Origin of the sequence: Shewanella carassii (assembly GCF_019670705.1) — a bacterium.
In the GTDB taxonomy this organism is placed as follows: domain Bacteria; phylum Pseudomonadota; class Gammaproteobacteria; order Enterobacterales; family Shewanellaceae; genus Shewanella; species Shewanella carassii.
This window is the reverse complement of record NZ_AP024618.1, coordinates 3,952,374-3,972,618: the sequence shown is the minus strand read 5'-3', so window position 1 is coordinate 3,972,618 and position 20,245 is coordinate 3,952,374. Positions and strand designations below refer to the sequence as shown.

Sequence of the window (20,245 nt, the reverse complement as noted above, 5' to 3'; positions counted from 1 at the left end):
CCAATTTCCTCATTTCAGGTAGATCTCGCCTGTGCCCGTATCAATTGGTCAACTCGAACCAGGTTCGCCAGGGTGAATAACATCGTCAGTTGACTATCGTTTTTAGCCAGCCCCTTGTACCTGGCTTTGACGAAACCAAACTGACATTTTACTATCCGAAATGGATGCTCAACCTTCGCTCGAATACTCGCTTTCAGGTATTCGTAACGGATGGCCAGCTTGTTCTTGCGCGGGTGTTGCTTCAATGCATTCACTTTGCCGGGACGCTCGGCGATAAGCCAGTCTGCGCTGACATCGCTGAGCTCATCGCGCTTTTCGGCCCCCTGATAACCGGCATCGGCTGAGATAAATTCTTCATCGCCATGCAGTAACTTGCCAACCTGATTGAGGTCGTGCTCGTTAACCGCCGTGGTCACCAGACTGTGGGTCAGGCCACTTTTGGCGTCCACACCAATGTGCGCTTTCATGCCGAAGTACCACTGGTTACCTTTCTTGGTCTAGTGCATGTCTTCATCACGGCTGTTGTGTTAACACCTTGTCCTTGCTCATGTTATTTGTGTGGTCATCAGCGCAAAATAAGTGGGTCTAAGGTCTCAGAAATAAGACAAAAAGCCAAATACAGTTAAACCATATTGGGGAGGGCTATTTGCCCCCACTCGTTTTTATGCTGAGGATTTGCAGGTAAATTAACGTAGCGCAACGTGGGGTGAATAAGTTATCGAATCGCCGTTAACCATAAGCAAAGCACGACCCTATTGCCAACATACTGCGCCAACGAGGCATAGATGATGAGGACATAAATAACCAATTAATTTAGCCAGTTATTGACTCCCTTCCTTGATGGCGTCATTTGTGACCATTGGCGTGCGAAGGTGTGAACGCACTGTGGTACATTCCAGTCTACTGACATGTTGATGTTAAGATACGCTCAGAATCATTTTAAGGTTGTATTGATTAATGACCCAGAAACTCACTCTCCAACAGCTTGAATCTTTCCTGTGGGAAGCCGCTGACATCCTGCGCGGCAATATGGACGCCTCAGAGTACAAAGACTACATCTTCGGCATGATGTTCTTAAAACGCTTGTCTGACGCCTTTGAAGAGGCGCAAGAAGGCGTGGTGCAGTATTACCTCGGTAAAGGCAAAACCAAAGAGCAAGCCGAGGCGCTGGCGCAAGATGAAGACGAATACGATAAAACCTTCTTCGTGCCTAAAAGCGCCCGTTGGTCAGCGTTGAAAGACTTAAAACACGATATCGGTGCAACGCTCAATAAAGCCACCGAAGCGATTGAAGAGTACAACGGCAGCCTTGAAGGCGTGTTGGTCACTATCGACTTCAACATTAAAAACAAGCTGTCAGATAAAAAGCTGCGTGACTTACTGTCGCACTTCAGTAAACACCGCCTGCGTAATGAAGACTTTGAACGGCCTGACCTGCTGGGCACCGCCTACGAATACCTCATTAAAATGTTCGCCGATAGCGCGGGCAAAAAGGGCGGTGAGTTCTACACCCCAAGTGAGGTGGTATCGCTGCTGGTGGCCTTACTCAAGCCTAAAGCGGGTATGCGTATCTATGACCCAACCTCCGGCTCTGGCGGTATGTTAGTCCAAACCCGTAACTACCTCGCCGCCCATGGTGAGAACCCCGGCAACCTGTCGCTGTTCGGCCAAGAGATGAACCTAAACACATGGGCCATCTGTAAGATGAACATGTTCCTACATGGTGTGCTCAGTGCCGATATTCGTAAAGGCGATACTCTGCGCGAACCTAAGCACACCGAGGGAGGTGAGTTGATGCGCTTTGACCGCGTGATTGCCAATCCACCGTTCTCATTGGCGAAGTGGGGTAAAGACGAGTGTGATAACGATGGCTTTGGTCGTTTCCCTTATGGTACGCCACCGAAAGACACGGGTGATTTAGCCTTTGTGCAGCACATGATCGCCAGCACTAACGCTGAAGGTATGGTCGGTGTGGTCATGCCGCATGGGGTGTTGTTCCGTGGTTCCAGCGAAAAGGCGATTCGTAAAGGCATTTTAGAAGACGATTTGCTCGAGGCGGTCATTGGTTTGCCATCCGGCTTGTTCTACGGCACAGGCATTCCGGCCTGTTTGCTGATCATCAATAAACAAAAAGCTGCTGAGCGCAAAGGCAAGGTGCTGTTTATCAATGGTGAGCTGGAGTATGAAGAGGGCAAAAACCAAAACAAACTGCGCCCGCAAGACATTGAGAAAATCGTCACCACCTTCGACAACTTCCAAAACATCAAGCGTTACGCCCAAGTGGTCGACATTAGCGAGATTAGCGATAACGACTACAACCTCAATATTCGCCGCTACGCCGATACCGCGCCACCAGCAGAGATTTTTGATGTACGCGCCATCCTCCATGGCGGTGTGCCTGTGCGCGAGGTTGAAGACGAGTATATCCAAGAAGAGATCCTGCAAGGCTTTGACGTTAGCCGCGTGTTTACCCTGAAGTCCGACGGTTACTATCAGTTCCGTCCAGAGATTAGCGCCAAAGAGCAGATCCGCGAGTTTGCCACGGATGCCACACCCGCCATCATCAGCCAGTTAGAGCGCTGGTGGGATAAATACCAAGTATCACTCAAACAACTGAATGATGAGGTTGCGACCGCTGAGAGTGTGATGCAAGGCTATCTCAAGGAGCTGGGGTATGAGTAATCTGGTGCCTCATGATTGGAAAATTCTTCAAGTTCGAGATGCCTTTCTGATTGGCCGAGGGCGTGTCATTGGTAAACCAGAGATCAGAGACAATCCGGGGCCATATCCTGTGTTTTCCTCGCAGTCAAAGGATAATGGAAGAATGGGGGCCATTAGTACCTATGATTTTGACGGAGAATATATAACTTGGACGACCGACGGTGCTTACGCAGGGACAGTATTCCATCGATACGGTAAATTTAACTGTACAAACGTTTGCGGTACGTTAAAGGACAATTGTAAGTACCCCGTTTTTCCTAAATTCGTTGCTAGTTATTTAGGGACAGTAGCCAAAAATCACGTTTCTTATGTTGGAAACCCTAAGTTGATGAATGGCACCTTTGCTGACATTGAGTTTTTACTTCCGCCCCTTCCAGAGCAACAAAAAATTGCCAAAATCCTGACCTCGATGGATGAGGTGATTGAGAAGACACAGGCGCAAATCGACAAGCTCAAAGACCTGAAAACGGGCATGATGCAGGAGTTGTTGACCAATGGCGTCGGCGTCGATGGCAAGCCGCACACCGAGTTTAAGGATTCCCCTATCGGGCGGATTCCGAAGGCGTGGCGATGTAAAAAGCTAGGTGAGCTAGTAATTGATAAAGGACTTCAAACCGGACCGTTTGGTAGTCAGTTGCATTCGCATGAGTACATAGAGTCGGGCATTCCAGTTGTAATGCCAAAAGATATGAAGGGCAACAGAGTTTCAAAAGACTCTATTGCAATGATATCAAGAGAAAAAGCTGAAGAATTAGATAAGCATCGAGTGATTGCAGGCGATATTTTGTTTAGTCGTCGAGGTGATATTGGCAGATTCGCTTTAATTGAAGAACAGAATAGTGGATGGGTTTGTGGTACCGGAGCCTTAAGAGTTAGGGTTAGTAGCGAGCTGAACGCCTCATTTCTCGCTGCATATCTAACATTGAAAGCCGTAATCGAGTGGCTAAATGTGAACGCTGTTGGGCAGACGATGTTGAATTTGAATACATCAATCTTGGCTGAGCTGCCTGTGGTTGTCCCTAGTAAATCAGAACAACAATTGATAGCTAACACGCTGAAATCTATAGATGATAATTTGAATGCAAAACTAGAACGACTAGAACAATTACATTTGATGAAAAAAGCCCTCATGCAGGACCTATTAACGGGCAAGGTGCGGGTCAACATCGATTAGCAAGGACGAGCAATGTTACAGGCAATTCTCCATGGAAAGGCGGGGCGTATCGACGGCGACAAAGGCCAGTCGATAAGTTGGCGTGAGGTATTCAAGGGACGGGAAGACCTAATGACAGCGGCGGTGTTTGGCCGCTTTGCCTATCTGTCTGCGCCTGTACAAGCAACCTTAATGCAACGCTGGCTTGGGGGATCTGAGCTAGCCTTTGATGACTTTGAAAACATCGATTTCTGGCCCAGCTTTTCACTGGAAAATAACGATGATCGCAATCGCGTCGAGCCTGATGCGGTACTCAACTTTGCCAGTGCTACCGTGATTCTGGAGATCAAACCCCCAGACGGTGGCGACCAATATATAGACCAATGGCAGCGTGAGATTGCGTCTTACCTGCAAGCGGAAGAGCGCAGTCAGTTACCGTTATATTTTCTCGCCATTGGCCGTATACCTTCGCGTAAGACGGTTGATGATTGGATTGACACGCTCAAAAGTAAGTACAAGAACCAGCTAACAGGGATTAACGCCTTGGCGTGGCAACCCGTTGTTAACGACATACTCGAACTCGACAAGGGCGTTCTCGATTGTGAGCCCAATGCACAAGATAAGCGCATTATCGCCGATATTCTGCAAGCGGCGCGCTTATATCAACTCAAAACAAAGGTTTACAGTTGGAAGACGTTACTCGACCACCAGCTACCGCGCCTGAGCTTAAAGCAACCGCTAATGCGTGATAGACAGAGCCACCAAGCGCCTGCTCAACCTGAACCTCAACCGTTTTCAGCGACCCAAGCACAACGCCGTTGGCACGAGCTAGCCACGTTTGCCACATCGCACCCCATTTCACTTAAGGACATCAACACATGGAACAAGTAGATGATTTGCTATTGCAGGTACGTACCGCGCACCGTTTATTGGCGGCGTACTATCAGCGTATGGTGCCAACGATTAAAGAGATGGCGAACAAACTTGAGCTGACCTTTTGTTATTGGGGAAATGTTGAGTTCGGGCTCACGCCAACCACTCATCGCGATGTCACGGCATATTGGCAATGGGATCTGTTGCCGGGTATGAATTCGCGTTATTTGTATAGCCAGTTCCAACAAACCAATAAAGTACGCATTGGCGACTATTTGGTTGAGTTTATGCTGGTGTCAGATACGGGGGTGGATAGCCATGGCAATGGACACAAAAATGAGCCTGATGCGCTAAATCTGCCGTTATCCGTCGATAAAGCGCAAAGCTTATTGCGCGTAGTGATATGTGCGCCATATCAAACGTTTGAAGATAGTTGGTATCGCAATATTTGGGCTGGCACTGCTTACCCTGATTTCAGTAACTCCCCTATACCCGCGAAAGATAAAAAGGGTGAGCCTTGTTTCTTGACGGGTTACGAGTGCCCGTTAGCTGAGCTGATGTCTGACGACGGTGCTGAGCAGTTAGTTGAGCTTATTAAGCGGCATATAGAAGGCACCGTTGCAGCGGCTAAAGCCGAATATGAACGTGTTGCTGGTGGGCTGGGGGTAGCATCATGAGCAATGACGAATTCGACAAGGTAGAACGCCCAGCCATTGCACAGCTCCACCAGCTAGGTTGGCGTTACGTTCCCGGTAAAGCGCTGGCACCAGAGCACAGCAATCAAGAGCGTGATTACTTGCGCGATGTGGTATTGGTTAAACGCTTAACTCAGGCGATTGAGCGCATTAACCCGTGGATCAATGAAGAGAACTTACGCAAGGTTGTCCGTGAGGTCACGCACCCGCAGTGCACGGGATTGATGGAGTATAACCACGGCTTTTATCAAACCATGGTGGGTTATCTGTCAGTTGAGCAAGACCTTGGCAAAGGCAAAAAAGGCCAAACCGTTAAGCTGGTGGACTTTGATAACATCGACAACAACGAGTTTATCTGTGCCAACCAGTTTAAGGTTGAAGGCCCCAATCAAACCATTATCCCCGATATCGTGTGCTTCGTTAACGGCCTGCCGTTGGCAGTGATTGAGTGTAAATCGCCTTATATTTCCACGCCTATTTATCACGGCATCGACCAACTGCGCCGTTACGCAAATCAGCGCCATCCCGAGCATTTTGAAGGGGCTGAAAAGCTATTTTGGTACAACCAACTGATGGTCTCAACCTGCCGTGATCTGGCGCGAGTCGGTACGATTAGCTCACCCGCACAATACTATGGCGATTGGAAAGACGCTTACCCACTGACTGATGCAGATATTGCCCAGCAGGATAGCGATAATGTGCTGCCGCTCGCCAATAAGCTCGATGTCGAGTTGCCTATTGCTACTGTCGACCCTGCTGGTGGTGAGCTTAAGCAAGTGGCCGAGCCAGCAGCCGATTACCAAGTGGCTAAGGTCACGGCGCAGCAGCGCTTATTAGCAGGGATGTTTAGCCCAGAGAACTTTCTCGATATCGTGCGCAACTTCATTCTGTTTGAGCCGGATGATGGCCGCTTGATTAAGAAAGTCGCTCGCTATCAACAGTTTCGCGCCGTAAACAAGGTGATTAAACGGCTCAAAACCGGCCAAACCCGTAAAGAGAAGTCGGGCGTGGTGTGGCATACCCAGGGGAGTGGGAAATCGCTGACTATGGTGATGCTGGCGGTAAAGATGCGCCACGACCCAGAGCTTAAGCAATACAAGCTGGTGTTTGTCACCGATAGAACTCAGCTCGATGAACAGCTCTCAACCACCTTCCAAGGTGCGCAAGGTGAAACCGTTTACAACGCTGACTCTGTGGCCTCGTTGCGTGAGCTATTGAAAAAAGACAGCTCAGACCTGATAACTGCCATGGTGCAGAAGTTCCAAGACGCCGAAAAGGAAGCTGAGCAGCAGGGCGACAATAGCTTTGTTGACCTTAATACCTCTGACAAGATTATTGTGCTGGCTGATGAAGCGCACCGAACCCAATTTGGCGGCCTAGCAACCACGATTAACGCCGCGTTACCTAACGCCCCTAAAATTGGTTTTACCGGCACGCCACTCCTTAAAACCCAAAAGATGGATACCGCCTTTGGTGGCTACATTGATAAGTACAAGATCAATGAGGCGGTAGAGGACGGTGCCACAGTAAGGCTGTTGTATGAAGGCCGTGAGGTGAAAACCGCCGTGGCGGGTGAGTCGCTTGATGCGCTGTTTGAAGAGTATTTTGGCGAATACACTAAAGAAGAACAGCAAGAGATTAAGCGTAAATATGGCGTTGAGCGCGCCGTGCGAGAAGCCCCTGCGCGTATTCGCTGGGTGTGTATCGACCTATTAAAGCATTACCGTGAGCGCGTTCGGCCTGATGGCTTTAAGGCTATGATAGTGGTGGGCAGTCGCCATGCGGCTACCGTCTTTAAAAAGACCCTAGACGAGCTCGGTGCACCGCCATCAGAAGTGATTATTTCCGGCGATCATAACGACCCGCAATACATCGCTCAATACACGGACAAGGTGCATCAGAAGAAGGTTATTGCTAACTTCAAGAAGCCATTTGGCACAGATGCACCGGGCACGGACGAGAAACAACGTAAGTTTGATAACACCGCCTTTTTGATTGTGAAGGACATGCTGTTAACGGGCTTTGATGCGCCGATTGCGCAGGTGATGTATATCGACCGCAAGCTACAAGACCATACGCTGATGCAGGCCATTGCGCGGGTTAACCGTAACTATAAGGGCAAAGAGTGCGGCTATGTGGTGGACTACTATGGCTTGGCCAGTTATCTCACAGAAGCGCTGGAGCTGTTTAGCAGTGATGACGTTGAAGGCACTTATCAAAGTCTGAAAGATGAACTGCCCAAGCTTGAAGACGCACATCGGCGAGTTAAGGCGTTCTTCAAAGGCGTAACCAGCGATGATATTGATGACTATGTGTTGGCGCTAAAAGACGATGCAGTGCGGGCGCAATTTGAAGTCGCCTATAAGCGTTTTGCCAAGCAACTCAACGTGATTCTGCCGGATGTCTCAGCTAAGCCGTATATCCCTGATATGAAGCTCTGGGGCAAGGTGCATCATGCGGCGCGTAACCAGTATCACGATGATGGTATGGATTTGATCGATGTCGGTGAGAAAGTTCGCCAGCTGGTGGACGAGCACATATGGAGCACTGGGGTTGATCCGAAAATCCCACCGATTGATTTACTGGCGGCCAACTTTAAAGAGCACGTGCTCAAGAAAAAATCGGCCGAATCCAAAGCCTCTGAAATCGAGAGCGCGCTGAAGCACCATATCAATATCAAGCTAGACGATGACCCCGAGTATTACCGTTCGCTGAGCTTGCGGCTGCGAGACATTATTGAAAAAACCGCCGGTAATTGGGAACGTCAGCTGGAGCTGTTGCTGGAAATGACGGACGACCTTAGTGCGGCGCATAAGCAAGCGGCGCAAGAGGTTGGTCTGAGCGAAACCGAATTTGCCTTTTACAACATTATGATGGTTGAAGTAGCTAAGGCTAGAGACGGTGAAGTGATCGACGATCAGCTACATGAAGAGATTAAGGCGACAACTCAAGAGCTGGTGCAGATGTTTGATGAAGCGACACAGATAGTCGACTTCTTCAAAAAAGACGATGAAGTGAAGCGTATGAAGAAAAACATCAAGCGCGTAGTTATGGATCAATCCTTTGGTGATAAGGTGCTGGTGGCGATTCTGCAAGAGCGTTTTATCGAATTGGCTAAGCACAAGTTCGGCAATAAGTGATGACCCCGGCAATGCAAGATAACGAGGTGATTAAACAAACGGGCTACGAGGTTACTGTGGTTCGTACTGCGCGTCGTAAATCCGCCACTATTAAAGTGGAAGAGGGCGTTGTTGCTGTTGTGGTGCCCAAAGCGTTACCCATGGAGAAAGTCCACCAGCTGGTAGCCGCAAAACATCAATGGATTATAGAGAAGCTCGCAATCCACACCGAAGCACAGCCATCGCGTGGTAAAGAGTATGTGTCTGGTGAGGCCTTCCCTTATCTTGGGCGTAACTACCGTCTAAAAGTGGTTCAGGGAAAGGTGACGCCAACCCGATTAGTCAACGGCAAGATCACTGTAACTGTGCCTGAATATGCCAAGCAAGAGACGTTTGTTCGCCGTTCGTTAGTCCACTGGTATAAGCGCAACGCCGATACGAAAATCCGCGAAAAGGTGGAACGCTATCAATCGCTTGTTGGGGTAGAAACGGCAGTCGTTCGGATCAAAGACTTTAAGAGTCGTTGGGGCAGTTGTACTCCCTATGGTGACTTGGAATTCAACTGGCTGATTGTGCTAGCCCCTAACCGTATCGTCGATTATGTGGTGGTACATGAGCTTTGCCATCTGCTGCACCATGATCACTCACCGCAATTCTGGCGTGAGGTTGAGCGCGTGATGCCTGACTACCGAGAGTGCAAAGAGTGGTTGAGAGATAACGCTCAATTGCTGGTGGTGTAATGGTTAATTCTCACAGAGCATCCTGCATAAAAAGGGACATATCATCAATAGATTTGTACTCATCTCAGGGGTAAGGTTGCCGCTAGGGCTAAATTTTTTGAATAGAAGGTGTCGGTTATGGATTTGGACAATATCCCTAATATTAAATCTCTTGTCTCACAAGAGGCCATTCGCTTCACCGGACATAAGCCTTATATAAAAACATTTTATGATTTATTACGTAGTGAATACGAGTTTGCAGAACCTATTCCAATAGAGAGCGGTGAGAGAGTTGAGCTTTCCCCCGAACCAATAGTCAGGCCGCATCAAGACAGCCTTGAGAATAATTTTGATATGCCAGAGTTGCCAAGTGGCATATCGGTTCCTATCGATGAGCAAACTTTGTATCACATTCATCTAGGGGATGACTTTGAGCTCTCAGCCTTGGTTCATTCTTCAACAGGAATCGAGCGTAAGCTTATGTATCGCAAGTCACAGATAGCAAGTCGTAAAGCGCTACAAGCCTTGCGTGATATACATAGTGAATTGAATACCTCTCAGGTATTTACCATTTGTCCTAAATGCCATCTCTTGGTTGCTGCAAGTTTGTTTGGTCATGAGAGTAGAGCAAGTGCTTCCGACTGTGATGAGCATTTTGTACAGCCTTACGATGTCAGCCAAATGGATCGTGTTACAGACCGAAAAAAAGGAAAGGTTTGGGCTAGGAAAACTGCTCATGGGATTGAGATTTATCTTTCTGAAGTGATTTGGCTCCATCCACACGAATGGGCATACAGAGATAGGTTGATACAAGTACTCCCTAGGGGCACATTACCAGCCCTGGTTCGGGAGGCGAAGTCGGCAATTTATCATCAATGCAAACCCTCACGAATATGTGGGCAGTGTGGTTACACAGGCGATGCTGCATTCTTTTTCAATGAAGATACTTGTCACGAGTGTGCAACCAAGGTTTATGCCGTGAGGTACTAAGCTGAGACCACAGGCCGTCATGCTCTAGGTGCTCATTCATCCAAGTGCAATACGCATAAGTATTGCCTTAGCTATTTAAGAGCTCCGGGCACAGTGATAGGCGATTGTTCGACTGTATGTTTATAGCACCCAATTAGGACGAGGATCACTTGGTGATCACCTATAAAGTGATCAGTGAGTAGGTGATCAGGTCATGCCGTGGGTGATCACCTGCCTAGTTAAATAACAATATCTTATTTATCAAGTCGTTAATTGGAAATTCGCCGCCCGAACAATCTATAAAGTCTTCACGGAATACTGTCAATATCTTCATTTTGATGAAACGGTTAACATTTTAGTCATATTCGACAGAGTGAAACACTCGTCTCCCCAAGGTTATCAGATACGGCAATTGAAGCCGCTGCTTATTGATAGGTACTCGGTGTATGTTGGCGACGTGAATAGGTGAGTTATTACTATCCATCACAACGGCTGTATCTTTATAGGTGTAGACCTTCGGTTTGACACCTATGGCTTGCGCTTCAGCGGCTTTAATCAAGCGTACTTGCCGCATCTGTTTGTCCACCAGCAATAGATAAGGTAAATCAATCGACGCTCTGCGTTGCTTCTCTGGCATGATGCCGGAGCATAGGTAAGAGGTAGCCCTGGGATTTAGCTGTTTTGAGCTGGACTTAGCCAGATAGGTCAGGCGGTAGATAGCTGGATCTATGCTGTCTTTGTCGCCTCGTCGCAATGTGTAATACGGATGCTTTACCAAGTAGCAACTGCCTTGGGTTTCACGTTGCCAGCGTTCGCTTATCTTCTTTTGGAGCGCTTCAGGGTGTTGTAGTTTATGACCGCTAATGAACAGGGCTAAGTGGTAATGCTCTTTATCTGAGCTGTTTTGTTCCCGAGCGCAGAGATAACCCACGTTAGACTGATATTGCTGAGTCAGTGCGATTTGAAGACCGTGCAGGAATTGCTTAATCAGTTTGTTGTCTGCGTTGAAGCTACGGGGTTTTAAGTCAATTCTGACCATCACTACACGAGAGTAACGTGCGAGCATTGATTCAACGAGCTCGAATGATTTCTTGAGTATTCTTTTACTACAAAGTGATTGGTAGCTGTCTTTGTAAATAGGCCAAGAGTGATCATTATAGACATACCGTTGTGAGTTATGTGGCGTGATGTTAAATGGATGACTCATTAAGATCCCCCTAAGTTTGCTTACCTATATTCTTTAATATCCGCCGAATTTCTGGGTGAATACGGAGTGCAAAACCCCATTAGCTATGAACTGTGAGCTCATGCCGCTTTGTGTGACATGTGGTGGCATGTGTCAGTGTGTGTCACCAATAGGTGAAAAAAAGCAGGGTCGGTATCCCTGCTTAACGTTCTATTTATGGTGCTTAGCTAGCCAGTCGTCATAGTCTTCTTTATGCCAGAAGGCGATAGCGCCATGTTGATCAACTGGTGGCGGGAAGATGCCTTTTTCTATCCATCGATAAAGTGTGGAACGGCTAATACCTAAGAGACGCTGAACCTCGGTTCTACGTAGGATGCGTTTGTTATCGATGTAAATCTCTAGAGGGTCTTGGCGGTACTTGCAGTTGCTCATATCTGTCCCTCCTACGCCACTTGTCGATTTTTAACCCATTCCATTAATTCTGAGAAACGCCATCCGACGGAACGAGAGCCAATGAGAATACGTTTAGGGAATCGACCCAGCTTTTCTAGCTGATAAGCTTGAGAACGAGAAATAGAGGTGATCCGTTTACGTTCATCTTCGCGGACGATACGCTCTTGGAAAATTTGGGTTTCAGTAAGTTGCATTATGTCTCCAACTGTTTTCGTTTAACTTGGTGAACATGATGCAGATGAGGGGGATTAATTTCGGGGTAAAGATGAACACGGCATTTTTACCCCAGGAGTTGGTTAGAGATCTTTTACCTGTGTATTTGCCAGCACTTTGTCGTTTCGGATGGCTGAAAACAGCATTGCTAAAAATTGTTCGTCAGCTTTGTCACCAATTAGTTTGTTGTAGAAGCTTTTATAGGTTTTTTTGAATTTTTCTGCTTCAACAGCGTCATTTAAAAGCAACTTGGACAACATGGGGAGGCTAAATTCTAGCGGTTGCCAGTATTTGTCATTTGGCAGGGCATTGTGGCAATACAGCATCAAATCCATATATGGAATTGCTTTATAAAAGAGCAACTTCTTGAACGACTTAATGTTTGCTTTTGCTAAGCGGGGGAACTTAGGTTCTTCGATGTTATCGCGTGCTCTGACTTGATTGATGAAATGCGTAAAGTTACTTAGCAGTAGTGCATCATCTGCGTTGGCTAAATCGATGGCTAATAATGCTATCCCTTTGCCATTTGATGGGAACAGGTAGTCAGGTTCAATTGGGAGGCCGTTGCTAATCAAGAAGTCTTGGTAAAGCGCTTCGATGTCTGCGGCATTCAGTTCTCTGACTGCTTCACAATCAGGAGACTCTTGAGTGGTATAGCCCAACAGTACATCTCCCCGCTTAATAGCCCGCCATTTGCGATCATCTGTGAGCCTTCTGCCTTTGCTATCACATGGACAGTGCAACAAAGTCAGGCGTTCTTGAAGTTCGATGATGAACTGTTTCGCTGATAGAGTTTCAAGGCATTTGTAGTTTTCTAAGTCGAACCAGTCGGGCCAATAGCGATGACTTTCGTTTGTGACTTTTTCAACTTTGCTGGTGGGCGATGACATCACAATGATTCCATTTTAGAAGGTCTAGTATTTTCCTCGGGGTACATGTGGGGGTACATGAAAAGCAAAAAAGCCCTTCTTATTAAAGAAAGGCCTTTTTATTTCAATACATTATGAATTTATATCAGTTCATGCCGTATTTTTTCAGCTTCTTGCGCAGTGTGCCGCGGTTGATGCCCAGCATGTTAGCGGCGCGGGTCTGGTTGCCACGAGTGTGCTGCATAATGATATCAAGCAGAGGTGCTTCAACTTCGCATAGCACCATTTCATAAACTTCCTGAGCTTCTTGACCGTCCAACTGAGCGAAGAAGTTGCTGACAGCGCGCTTTACAGCGTCGCGCAGTAACTGGGGCTTGATGGTGCCGTTAGCGGTTTCGATTTTGCCTACGGTAAGCTGATGAGCTTCTGTGTGAGTTGTCTGATCAAACATTCGTATTCTGCTCTTTATTTATCTAGTACACATTCATCAAAAAAACGTTCCACCATGGAACATTGTTCTGCAGCGGTTTCCAGCCGGTTAAAGTCGGCACGGAACTGGCGCTGTTCTTCCTGGTCCAGGTACCATCCCATATGTTTTCTGGCGAAGCGGACGCCCTTTACTTCCCCATATAAATCATAAAGTTTGGTTAGATGTTCCAGCATCACTTGACGCTGCTCTGCCATCCCTATGGGCGCTAGCTTGCTACCTGTGTCCAGGTAATGCTGGATCTCTCTGAAAATCCAAGGCCTTCCCTGGGCACCCCGTCCTATCATCAGGGCATCGACACCTGTGTAATCCAGCACAAAACGCGCCTTCTCCGGACTATCGATGTCCCCGTTAGCGATAACAGGAATCGAGACATTCTGTTTGATCGCCTTGATGGTGTCGTACTCGGCATGACCCTTGTACATGCATTGGCGAGTGCGGCCATGAACCGCGAGCGCCGTAATGCCACTCTCTTCGGCAATCCGGGCGATTTGAACACCATTTCTGTGCTCTGGAGCCCAACCCGTGCGAATTTTCAGCGTCACCGGTACATCCACGGCGGCAACCACGGCATCCAGTATTTTCTTTACCAGTTCCGGCGATTGCAGCAGGGCAGAACCCGCGAGCTTTTTATTCACTTTTTTTGCCGGACAACCCATGTTGATATCTATGATCTGGGCGCCTTGCTCTACGTTGTAGCGGGCGGCCCAAGCCATATTATCGGGGTCAGCCCCGGCGATTTGTACTGAGCGTATGCCTTCTTCACCCGAGTGCGTCATTCTCTGGCGGCTCTTGTCTGTGTCCCAAAGGTCGGGATTGGACGAAAGCATCTCTGACACTGCCATGGCAGCACCATAACGGATACAGAGATTGCGGAAGGCCTGATCGGTGACACCTGCCATTGGTGCCACGATCAGCTGATTCATCAGTTGATAGGGTCCAATCTGCATTTTACTGTTTCACCTTGCTCTTCAAAGGGGCGCTATAGTACGCCTTTTTGCCAGCGGTGAAAAGGTCAATAAATGACCTGAGCAAAACTTTTTTACTTGACTTTTGACAGGCAGGAAGTCAGCGCCAGTGCGCTCTGGCGCCGCCTTTAACGCTATTTGCGCACTCCTGTCAAGCGGCTCCAATCTTCTTTGTGAACCGCTTCGTCCATCTCGAACCATTGAGCGTAAAATTCGCGGATCTCTTCGGCTTGTTCCTGCAATAAGCCGGACAGTGCCAGTTTGCCACCCGGGCGCACCAACTCGGCGATCAGGGGGGCCAGTTCCCGCAGCGGTCCTGCCAGAATGTTGGCAACCAACACATCGGCCTGAATGCCTTTGGGTTGATCCTCAGGCAGGTAGAGGCTGAGTCTGTCATCCACGCCGTTGCGTTTGGCATTGTCGCGGGAGGCGTCTATCGCCTGGTAGTCTATGTCTATGCCTATGGCGTTGGTTGCGCCCAGCTTGAGACCGGCGACAGCCAGAATGCCGGAACCGCAGCCGAAGTCGACCAGCTGTTTACCCTGCAGATCCAGGCTATCGAGCCACTCAAGGCACAGGGCGGTCGTCGGGTGAGTGCCTGTGCCGAAGGCCAGGCCGGGATCCAGGATCACGTTGACGGCTTCGGGCTCTGGGATTTCACGCCAGCTGGGACAGATCCACAGGCGCTTGCCGAACTGAATGGGGTGGAAGCTGTCCATCCATTCGCGGACCCAGTCTTTATCTTCTATCTGCTCTATCTTGTAGTTCAGCTTGCCTTCGAGGAAGGGCAGTTGCTTGAGCATCTCGACCGTAGGAGTCAGATCTGTGCCGGCATCGAACAAGGCGACTACCACAGTGTCGGCCCACAGCGGGGTTTCGCCCAGTTTGGGCTCAAAAATCGGCGTATCTTTACCATCTTCAAAGGTGATGGACACGCTGCCTTCCTCCAGCAACAGGTCGCTGAGCGTTTCGGCGTGCTCGCTGCTGCTGTGGATGCGTAACTGGATCCAGGGCATGGAATCTTCTCTCGTGGGGGACAATAAAGCGCTATTGTAAGCCATAGGCCATCGGCCTTGCCAGCACGGCGGGGTAAAGAGAGCGGAGTGAAACCCGGTTTCAGCTTTGCTCGGTCAGCGGTTGGATTTACGGTAATTTGCTGTCTTTTTCGTTTCAAATTTTCAAATAAACGTTTGATTTATAGTGGATAATTGGTATTACCTCTGTTTTGCTAAAAGTGGCTTATTTGTGAGCAAGATCGAATTAACCCCTACTTTCGGGTGAGGCAGGTCACACTCAGACTCTTTGGCCATTGGCGCAGTTTGGCTGTGAGTTATGTTGTAGATCCCAAGGATCTGTACCCAAAAAACATGCTGACAAAATATCACATCCCTGAGCGCTGGCTCGGTCATGCCAACAGCCATTACTGGTCGGCCAGAGCCGATCGCCTGCAGAGTGCCACCGGCATTTTGCTGGGCATGTTTCTATTGGCGCATCTTCACTTCGAATCCAGCATCATGCTGGGCAAAGAGGCTTTCTATAGAGTAGTGCAGGTGCTGGAAGGCGGTTGGTTCAGTGCCAGTGGTCACGGTTACCCACTGCTGACGCAACTCTTCTCTGTGTTCATTCTGCTGGTGGTGATACTGCATGCTGCCATGGCGCTCAGGCGCTTTCCGGCGCAGCTCGGCCAATGGCGGGCGCTTCGCAGCCATCTGCATCTGATCAAACACCGCGACAGTCACGCCTGGTTTTGGCAGTTGGCTACCGGCTTTATCCTGTTCTTCCTGGTGCCCATGCACTTGGTCACCATGATTGCCAATCCGGAAATCGGCCCCAATATGTCGGCCTACCGAGTTTGGCACGACAACACCTGGCTGCTGTATATCCTGCTGCTGCCCGCGGTAGTGATCCACGCCATGATAGGCCTGTATCGGGTAGCGGTGAAATGGGGGTTCAGCTTTAACCGCAGTGGCCTGAGAAAAATAGCCAAGCTATTGATTGTGTACCTTATTGTGCTTGGTTTGGGCAGCTTGGTGACCTATATGCAGCTCGGCAATGAGCTGAGCCTGCCGCTGCAGCCGTTCGTTCCCGGTTAATTTTATATCAGCTAAAGATGAATTAACCGGCGGAAGTTTGATCTGCCTCAGGGTTCGTTCGCCCTTTGTGATCCACATTGGTTTGACTATCTTTAAGCGGTTAAGCCATTGGATGACAGGGAGAATCTGGATGATACGACTGAATGAACGCTGGGGCGGCTGGCTGGATCTGGGGCAGAGTGCTTCAGGCGTGTTGCTGGCGCTGTTTTTGTGGACCCACCTGTTGCTGGTCTCTTCAATATTGCTGGGGGCACCGGCAATGGAGTGGGTGGCCCGCAATATGGAGCTGAGTTTTCTCAGTGACGATGGCCACGGCTATCCCTGGGTGGTGAGTCTGATAGCCATAGCCGTTGCCGGGTTGGCGTTGCTGCACGTGCTGGTGGCTTTGCACAAGTTGCCTCTATCGCTCCGGCAGCAAAAGGTTCTGAAACAGCAACTAGTGCAAATTGATCATGGCGATACCCGCTTGTGGGTGTGGCAGGCAGCTACCGGAGTGGTGATTTTGCTGCTGCTTCCTGTGCATCTTTGGTTGGTGGGTTCGGCCCCGGAAACCATAGGGCCACAGGGCTCGGCCGACAGGATTTGGAACCAGTATGCCTGGGCCTTGTACCTGCCACTGCTGCTGACCGTGGAGTTGCATGCCGCCATAGGACTGTACCGGGTGGCATTGAAATGGGGCGCGGCGCGGGATCTCAACAGCCGGGCGCGCCTTAGAAAAATTAAAACCATACTCAGTGTGGCGTTTGTCGCCGTAGGTCTGGCGTCCTTGCTGGCCTTTTGGCCCCACGCAAGCTGAGTATCGATAACCCAAACAGATAGCTTTCGGGTAAACGGCATTGGGCCGTCCCATAAGGAGTGTGCGTGAAACTCATCTATACGGATTCGTTGGTTGTCGGCGCCGGATTGGCGGGTCTGCGGGTAGCCATCGCTTCCAAAGAGCGTGGCCTGGATACTCTGGTACTGTCGCTGATCCCTGCCAAGCGTTCCCACTCGGCTGCGGCCCAGGGCGGCATGCAGGCCAGTCTCGGCAATACCGTCAAGGGCATGGGCGACAGCGAAGATGTGCATTTTCAGGACACGGTCAAAGGCTCAGACTGGGGCTGCGATCAGCAGGTGGCGCGAATGTTCGCCCACTGTGCTCCCAAGGCGGTGCGTGAGCTGGCTAACTGGGGCGTACCCTGGACCAGGGTGACTGCCGGGCCGCGTCAAGTGGTGGTCAATGCCGAAAAGGTAACTCTGGAAGAAGCCGCCGAGGCTCACGGGCTGATCAACGCCCGCGACTTTGGCGGTACCAAGAAATGGCGCACCTGTTACACCGCCGATGGTACCGGCCACTCGCTGCTGTATGCGGTGGACAATAAGGCGATCTCCATGGATATCCCGGTGCATGAGCGGGTCGAGGCACTGAAGCTCATCCACGACGGTAGCCGCTGCCATGGGGTCATTGCCCGCTGTTTGATCACCGGTGAACTCAGGGCCTATATCGCCCGGGCCACCACCATAGCCACGGGCGGCTATGGCCGTATCTATGAGGTGTCCACCAATGCGGTGATCTGTGAGGGGATAGGCCAGGCGCTGGCGCTGGAAACCGGGGTGGCGACCCTTGGCAATATGGAAGCCGTGCAGTTCCACCCCACGGCCATAGTGCCCGTGGGCATTCTGACCACAGAGGGCTGCCGTGGAGACGGTGGCTTGCTGCGGGATAAAGACGGCTACCGCTTTATGCCCGACTATGAGCCGGAGAAGAAAGAGCTGGCCTCCCGTGATGTGGTATCACGGCGGATGACAGAACATATGCGTAAGGGCAAGGGAGTCGACAGTCCCTATGGCCCTCATCTGTGGCTGGATATCACCCTGCTGGGGCGCAAGCATGTGGAAACCAACCTGAGGGAAGTCAAAGAGATCTGCGAAAACTTCCTCGGTATAGATCCGGCCGAAGAGTGGATCCCGGTGCGGCCGACCCAGCACTATTCCATGGGCGGTATTCGCACCAATCACACAGGGGAGAGCCCGCAGCTCAAGGGGCTGTTCAGTGTCGGTGAGGCGGCCTGTTGGGACATGCATGGCTTTAACCGTTTGGGCGGTAATTCGCTGGCGGAAACCGTGGTCGGCGGCATGATCATAGGCAAATATGTGGCCGACTTCTGCGAGCAGGAGGAGCTGGTGCTGGATACGGCGCTGGTACAGCGTTTCCGTGATGAGCTCAACCAGGAAATAGACGAGTTGCTGGCTCGGGAGCAGGGCGAGAGCCCGTTTGAGCTCAAGCGCCTGATGCAAAGAGTGATGATGGACTATGTTGGCATCTTCCGTAACGGCCCAGAGCTGGAAAAGGCGGTGGCCGAACTCAAGGATTTGCTGGCTCGCTCGCGCAATATTGTCGTCACCTGCAAGAAGCGCCACGCCAACCCCGAGTTGGTCGAGGCCCTACGGGTTAGGCGTATGCTTAAGGTGGCACTGACTGTGGCCTGCGGCGCCCTGGCGCGCACCGAGAGTCGTGGCGCCCATGCCCGCGAGGATTACCCGCAGCGTAACGACAAAGACTGGCTCAGCCGTACCCTGGCCCGCTGGCCGGACGCCGATGCGCTGGAGCCTGTGCTCAGCTACGAGGCGCTGGATGTGATGCAGATGGAACTGCCGCCCGGCTATCGCGGCTATGGTGCCGACAATGCCATTGCCCATCCGGATACCGCCAAACGCGAGCAGGAGATTGCTGCCATTCTCGCGTCTTTGGGGCCGGATGCCAGCGCTGAAGACAAGCAGCGGGCGCTGATGCCGTTCGAACTGCCGGAAAGCCTGCGCCCCGGCAACGAACGCCTGAGCGACCGCCTGGCTTGCCCACAGACTTCAACCCCTTCTCAGCCTAACCCTGCCGGAGATGACAACGCATGAGTGGCCGCACTTTAACCTTCAGGATCTTCCGTTACGACCCACAGCAAGCGGGAGACAAGCCACAAATGGTGGACTATCAACTGCAAGAAACCCCGGGGATGACGGTATTTATCGCCCTCAATCGCCTCAGGGAGGAGCAGGACCCATCGTTGCAGTTCGACTTTGTCTGTCGCGCCGGGATTTGCGGCAGCTGCGCCATGGTGATCAACGGCTTTCCTACCTTGGCTTGCCGCACCTTGACCGCCAAATATCCAGATGGACTGATCACCCTGATGCCGCTGCCAGGCTTTGAGCTGATAGGGGATCTGTCGGTCAACACAGGCAAGTTTATGCGTGAGCTGGCTGAAAGGCTCAAGCTGTGGCTGCACCCCAAGCCGGATCAGCAGGATATCCACCATCTGGAAGCCCCGATGGACCCGGAGGAAGCCGCCAGACTCTATGAACTGGAGCGCTGTGTGGAGTGCGGTGTCTGTGTCTCGGCCTGCGCCACCAAGCAGATGCGCGACACCTTTGTTGGCGCCGTCGGCATGATGAAAATCGCCCGCTTCGAGCTGGATAGCCGCGATGCCCGCAGCGCCGAGGACTTCTACCATGTGATAGGCAATCAGGATGGGGTGTTCGGTTGTATGACCCTGCTGGGATGTCAGGATAACTGTCCTAAAGACTTGCCCCATATGCAGCAGATAGCCTACCTGCGCCGCAAGATGGCGAGTACCTTGCTTTAAAGCAAGTGACTAAGCCTTCAGAAAAGAAAGTGACTAAGCCCTCAGAGAACTAAGCCCTTAAAGCGCTAAGCTGAGGTTCAAACAAAAAGCCCGGAAAATTCCGGGCTTTTCTG

General features: G+C 50.5%; 18 protein-coding genes and 1 pseudogene. 11 read left to right on the top strand and 8 right to left on the bottom strand.

The features are described from left to right. Window positions 1-14: 14 nt before the first annotated feature. Window positions 15-524: pseudogene (locus K5621_RS17880) on the bottom strand (IS5 family transposase); the annotation flags it as partial. A gap of 433 nt (window positions 525-957) precedes the next feature. Between K5621_RS17880 and K5621_RS17875 the strand changes: the two are divergent. The 7 genes from K5621_RS17875 (at window position 958) to K5621_RS17845 (ending at window position 10,270) form a co-directional block, all read left to right on the top strand. Continuing rightward, the gene (locus K5621_RS17875; RefSeq protein ID WP_221049929.1) at window positions 958-2,682 is read left to right on the top strand and encodes a type I restriction-modification system subunit M; all 1,725 of its coding nucleotides are present in this window, start codon (window positions 958-960) and stop codon (window positions 2,680-2,682) included. Then, the gene (locus K5621_RS17870; RefSeq protein WP_221049928.1) at window positions 2,675-3,895 is read left to right on the top strand and encodes a restriction endonuclease subunit S; all 1,221 of its coding nucleotides are present in this window, start codon (window positions 2,675-2,677) and stop codon (window positions 3,893-3,895) included. The genes K5621_RS17875 and K5621_RS17870 overlap by 8 nt, the downstream gene beginning before the upstream one ends. 12 nt (window positions 3,896-3,907) lie before the next feature. After that, window positions 3,908-4,765 (top strand): hypothetical protein, encoded by an 858-nt coding sequence (locus K5621_RS17865; RefSeq protein ID WP_221049927.1) that lies wholly within the window; start codon window positions 3,908-3,910, stop codon window positions 4,763-4,765. After that, window positions 4,753-5,424 carry a hypothetical protein gene (locus K5621_RS17860; RefSeq protein WP_145839090.1) on the top strand — a complete coding sequence of 224 codons (672 nt, stop codon included), beginning with the start codon at window positions 4,753-4,755 and terminating at the stop codon, window positions 5,422-5,424. Before K5621_RS17865 ends, K5621_RS17860 begins: the two co-directional genes overlap by 13 nt. After that, window positions 5,421-8,582 carry a type I restriction endonuclease subunit R gene (locus K5621_RS17855; RefSeq protein WP_221049926.1) on the top strand — a complete coding sequence of 1,054 codons (3,162 nt, stop codon included), beginning with the start codon at window positions 5,421-5,423 and terminating at the stop codon, window positions 8,580-8,582. The genes K5621_RS17860 and K5621_RS17855 overlap by 4 nt, the downstream gene beginning before the upstream one ends. 11 nt (window positions 8,583-8,593) lie before the next feature. Beyond that, a complete protein-coding gene (locus tag K5621_RS17850) occupies window positions 8,594-9,301 on the top strand; it encodes a M48 family metallopeptidase (protein WP_221049925.1) in 708 nt (235 codons plus the stop codon). A gap of 117 nt (window positions 9,302-9,418) precedes the next feature. After that, window positions 9,419-10,270 (top strand): hypothetical protein, encoded by an 852-nt coding sequence (locus K5621_RS17845; RefSeq protein ID WP_221049924.1) that lies wholly within the window; start codon window positions 9,419-9,421, stop codon window positions 10,268-10,270. A gap of 334 nt (window positions 10,271-10,604) precedes the next feature. Here K5621_RS17845 and K5621_RS17840 read toward each other — a convergent pair whose 3' ends face one another. The 7 genes from K5621_RS17840 to prmA all read right to left on the bottom strand — a co-directional run bounded on the left by K5621_RS17840 (window position 10,605) and on the right by prmA (window position 15,441). Beyond that, the gene (locus tag K5621_RS17840; protein ID WP_107005230.1) at window positions 10,605-11,456 is read right to left on the bottom strand and encodes a YagK/YfjJ domain-containing protein; all 852 of its coding nucleotides are present in this window, start codon (window positions 11,454-11,456) and stop codon (window positions 10,605-10,607) included. A 189-nt stretch (window positions 11,457-11,645) separates the two neighbouring features. Beyond that, a complete protein-coding gene (locus K5621_RS17835; protein ID WP_107005229.1) occupies window positions 11,646-11,867 on the bottom strand; it encodes a helix-turn-helix transcriptional regulator in 222 nt (73 codons plus the stop codon). Window positions 11,868-11,878: 11 nt separating this feature from the next. Then, the gene (locus K5621_RS17830) at window positions 11,879-12,082 is read right to left on the bottom strand and encodes an AlpA family phage regulatory protein (protein ID WP_107005228.1); all 204 of its coding nucleotides are present in this window, start codon (window positions 12,080-12,082) and stop codon (window positions 11,879-11,881) included. A 102-nt stretch (window positions 12,083-12,184) separates the two neighbouring features. After that, window positions 12,185-12,991: a DUF6387 family protein gene (locus K5621_RS17825; RefSeq protein ID WP_123117042.1), complete on the bottom strand. Its 807-nt coding sequence runs from the start codon at window positions 12,989-12,991 to the stop codon at window positions 12,185-12,187. 124 nt (window positions 12,992-13,115) lie between these two features. Further along, window positions 13,116-13,421 carry a DNA-binding transcriptional regulator Fis gene (gene fis, locus K5621_RS17820; RefSeq protein ID WP_025011339.1) on the bottom strand — a complete coding sequence of 102 codons (306 nt, stop codon included), beginning with the start codon at window positions 13,419-13,421 and terminating at the stop codon, window positions 13,116-13,118. Between the two features lie 14 nt (window positions 13,422-13,435). After that, window positions 13,436-14,407 carry a tRNA dihydrouridine synthase DusB gene (dusB, locus tag K5621_RS17815; protein ID WP_100141824.1) on the bottom strand — a complete coding sequence of 324 codons (972 nt, stop codon included), beginning with the start codon at window positions 14,405-14,407 and terminating at the stop codon, window positions 13,436-13,438. Between the two features lie 152 nt (window positions 14,408-14,559). After that, window positions 14,560-15,441 carry a 50S ribosomal protein L11 methyltransferase gene (prmA, locus tag K5621_RS17810; RefSeq protein ID WP_221049923.1) on the bottom strand — a complete coding sequence of 294 codons (882 nt, stop codon included), beginning with the start codon at window positions 15,439-15,441 and terminating at the stop codon, window positions 14,560-14,562. A 351-nt stretch (window positions 15,442-15,792) separates the two neighbouring features. Between prmA and K5621_RS17805 the strand changes: the two genes are divergently transcribed. The 4 genes from K5621_RS17805 to K5621_RS17790 all read left to right on the top strand — a co-directional run bounded on the left by K5621_RS17805 (window position 15,793) and on the right by K5621_RS17790 (window position 20,132). Then, window positions 15,793-16,518, top strand: a complete 726-nt coding sequence (locus tag K5621_RS17805) for a fumarate reductase cytochrome b subunit (protein WP_221051238.1) — start codon at window positions 15,793-15,795, stop codon at window positions 16,516-16,518. 130 nt (window positions 16,519-16,648) lie between these two features. Further along, window positions 16,649-17,314 (top strand): fumarate reductase cytochrome b subunit, encoded by a 666-nt coding sequence (locus K5621_RS17800; RefSeq protein ID WP_100141827.1) that lies wholly within the window; start codon window positions 16,649-16,651, stop codon window positions 17,312-17,314. 65 nt (window positions 17,315-17,379) lie between these two features. Continuing rightward, entirely contained in the window at window positions 17,380-19,407 is a 2,028-nt protein-coding gene (locus tag K5621_RS17795) for a fumarate reductase flavoprotein subunit (protein WP_221049922.1), read from the top strand. Further along, on the top strand, window positions 19,404-20,132 hold the full coding sequence (locus K5621_RS17790) for a fumarate reductase iron-sulfur subunit (protein WP_028781383.1): 729 nt from the start codon (window positions 19,404-19,406) through the stop codon (window positions 20,130-20,132). Before K5621_RS17795 ends, K5621_RS17790 begins: the two co-directional genes overlap by 4 nt. Window positions 20,133-20,245: the final 113 nt, after the last annotated feature.